The sequence below is a fragment of the Paenibacillus popilliae ATCC 14706 genome, from assembly GCF_000315235.1.
GTDB classification, from domain to species: Bacteria; Bacillota; Bacilli; order Paenibacillales; family Paenibacillaceae; genus Paenibacillus_B; species Paenibacillus_B popilliae.
The window spans coordinates 1-2,957 of record NZ_BALG01000164.1 but is presented as its reverse complement, the minus strand read 5'-3'; the positions used below and the strand labels follow the sequence as shown (position 1 = coordinate 2,957).

4 protein-coding genes are annotated in these 2,957 nt (G+C 43.3%); 1 reads left to right on the top strand and 3 read right to left on the bottom strand.

The window, feature by feature from the left end:
• The first annotated feature begins 513 nt into the window (after positions 1 to 513).
• Positions 514 to 624, top strand: a complete 111-nt coding sequence (locus tag PPOP_RS24240; RefSeq protein ID WP_234399722.1) for a putative holin-like toxin — start codon at positions 514 to 516, stop codon at positions 622 to 624.
• Between the two features lie 173 nt (positions 625 to 797).
• Here the strand turns inward: PPOP_RS24240 and PPOP_RS11485 are convergent, their stop codons facing one another.
• From PPOP_RS11485 to PPOP_RS11475, 3 genes are all read right to left on the bottom strand, one after another.
• Entirely contained in the window at positions 798 to 1,679 is an 882-nt protein-coding gene (locus tag PPOP_RS11485; protein ID WP_006286527.1) for a hypothetical protein, read from the bottom strand.
• 82 nt (positions 1,680 to 1,761) lie between these two features.
• Entirely contained in the window at positions 1,762 to 1,965 is a 204-nt protein-coding gene (locus tag PPOP_RS11480; protein WP_006286526.1) for a hypothetical protein, read from the bottom strand.
• Between the two features lie 61 nt (positions 1,966 to 2,026).
• A partial coding sequence (locus tag PPOP_RS11475; RefSeq protein ID WP_006286525.1) for an S-layer homology domain-containing protein occupies positions 2,027 to 2,957 on the bottom strand: 931 nt, incomplete at its 5' end.

Sequence of the window (2,957 nt, the reverse complement as noted above, 5' to 3'; positions counted from 1 at the left end):
ATCAATCAACGACCACGAAAATGTTTGGGCTGGAAGACTGCTCACGAATCCTTCTCAGAAGAACTGTCGCACTTGGCTTGACAATCCGTCATAAATAAATATTGTCCTCCTTCTATTTTTCCTAATAATCTTTTATGAATTTAATCAATTTAGTATTGAAAAGGGCTCTGTCAGCATTTGTCGGCAGAGCCTTTTACATCTACTCAAAATTCTAGCTAATTCTGCATATGATACGCTCCGGCAATCTTGAACTTTTACACAAAACTCTCGTAGTCTACGACCGACACAAATTCTCACGCAACTGCTATACTCTTACCTAGCTTAATGCAGCTGTAAACAGTTTCATCCGATTTAAACTCTCCTCCGCTTCCTGCGCGCGGAACGAACCCCAGCTTGTCTGGTTGCAATTACAAAAATTTGTCGTATCCTGTCCCAATATATGGTATGATAGACGAGCAATAGAAAGGCTTTATGGCGCGGTCGGCTAGCCCCCCGGAAGGGAGGTGACGCTACATGGAGATAAAAGACGCTTTGACGCTTATGATTGACTTCGGTGTGTTTATTATTCTATTACTGACGTTGATCTTTACTGTCGTCATTGCTCTTTTGAACCATAAGAAATAGACCGCCCACATGGAATGGTTTGCGGTCTATTTCGTACAACAATTTCAAATGCCGACCGCTCTTAAAGCGGCTATTGCTCGGAGTCGTGCTGCTAACACGGCTCCTTTTCTATTTATATCTTACCACGGTGTAATTTATACGTCTACGGGGTTTTGTTCACCCGCCTGCTTGGTTCACCCAAGATTAATCCTGTTGAACTGACTAAACTCGTTTCTTCTTTGCGATATTTGCGTGGTAATAACCTCAACTGCTGTAATAGGATAAGTGTGTATATCGATATCGTTAATTTTAAATCTTTCATAACCTCTTTTGGATACTTTGTTTTGCTTACCGTCTTCATCCCAGTAGATTATCTGTTCGATTTCTTTTGATGGTATTTGTAGCAATGTTTGTGCAAGAGGAGAAAGTCTAAGGTCACCATCCCCCCCTCTACCTGGAGATTTCAAGATGACTTCACTAATGTTGCTTGTATCCTCGTTCCAAGCTTCAATCCATACTTTGTTATAATTAGCGTCTTCAAAAATTGAAGAACTGTCCCTTAATAATCTCCCACTGTCCCCTATTTTTACTCTTAATTCACTAACACGATACTTATTAAACAACTCAATTAGCTCTGAATCATCGTATGGCTTTTCTGTAGGAATTGGGTTAAATTGTTGTTTGTAAACTGTATTAAATCCTTCATTAAGAACTCGCGTAAGTCTGTTTCTGGTCAAATCTTTGTCCAAATTCGCAGGTGGATAGTCTCTGTATTGCAGTAATAAAAACCTTTTTTGAAGATCTAAAGAAAATAATGTATGTAAATACGGCGAGTCGTTTGGAGCATAATACTCTTTGTTTTCATTAACCGGGCTAGATAGTGGTAAATGTTCCTGACTTAGATTCCCCGTAATGATGGAATTTTGCAGTGTAATATCAGTCGTAATACAAAAATGCAAATTCCGTTCTTCTCGTTGCCTAGGGTAATTTCTTAGAAAAGTAAAAAACTGCTCTTCCTTTTTCGTCAAATCATCTGGTGTACCTATTTGAAACACGATAAAATCCATTGACGACATAAAAAAGGCTCACCCTTTCAATTTCAGATATAATTTCCAGAAAGATTATATCTCAGGATGAGCCTAAAGTCTCGATATTTTTTTAACAGAGAGATAAATTGTCTACATCGGTCCAGAATACATTTCCGTCATCAGTATTAACCCTTACGTTGGTTCCCCTAATGTCAACAACTTTCACTGTTTGTCCAACATACTCTTCGTGTTCAGAGTACACTAATTCAACCCAGTCGTTAACAGCCACTTTTCTTCCTCCCTTAATTGTGATCTCCTTGATTATATTCTCCATTTTTTCCCTAACTCCTTCTCTGATTATTATTAATTTATTCGACTAAAGCATGTTTATGCCTTCATTTTAGAGTATTGTCATCATTCTTTTTCAGCAAACGATCCAACACCACGGCCATTTCAGCCCGTGTAATCGGCTCATTCGGCGCGAATCCAGCGGTACGGCCACCCATAATCCCCTCATCCATCACCCGTTGAATAGACGCCTCTGCCCAATGCCCGTTGTAATCCAGGGCCGGCTTGTCTGGTTGCTTAGGCGCCCGCATTTTGCGCATTTTTAATAGCTCGTCCGCCAGACACGTACCATATGTTGGCGACGGCGCCCACTTGCCGCCCAACGCCTCCACAGTTTTAGCAGTGCCGTGTAAGTGTGCAAAGTGCCGCGGATCGGGAGTCTCTTTTTTTGGATATCCAGCAGCTCCAGCGTACAAGGCTAAATGGTCAAGGTGGGCGGTGATGCCCGTACGCCAGTCATCAAATCGTTTATGTGCCGATGCCTGGTAATCGCCGCCGCCGGCTTTAATTTTAAGTCCGCACGGATTGCAAAAACTGGCATCTATGCCCGCCGCACTCTTACAGTCCCGGTACAAAAACCCGGTCTCATGCCCGAATTGGACGTATGCAACCGCCGGATCAACGCCGCACTCCGTCGCCAACTTCCAATATAGATCAGCCAGCTTGATAAACTCAGCCGGGGCCTTATGGCTCCGTGCCCACGCTTTGGCCTGCTCAACCGTTGCCGATGCCTTGCCCAGGATGTTTGTAGCCTTGGTAGGTGGCTTGGGCTTAGCCTGCTGTGCTTTTTTCGGCTGTAGCTTCAAATACTTGGCTATCCCGGCAACATGTCCGGCGATAATCGCCTCAATGACTACTGGCTGTTTTAGCCGCGCAGCGTCATTAGCAACATCGACAAATAGGTTTTCCGTCAATACGGCTGGCATGCGCGACTCGCGGCACATGTGCAAGTCTTGCTTTTTTTGACCGCGGTCGTTT

What these genes read in the sequence shown, in the direction of transcription:
- PPOP_RS24240 (WP_234399722.1), top strand. Translation starts at nt 514, where the DNA reads ATGGAGATAAAAGACGCTTTGACGCTTATGATTGACTTCGGTGTGTTT.
- PPOP_RS11485 (WP_006286527.1), bottom strand. Translation starts at nt 1,679, where the DNA reads ATGTCGTCAATGGATTTTATCGTGTTTCAAATAGGTACACCAGATGAT.
- PPOP_RS11480 (WP_006286526.1), bottom strand. Translation starts at nt 1,965, where the DNA reads ATGGAGAATATAATCAAGGAGATCACAATTAAGGGAGGAAGAAAAGTG.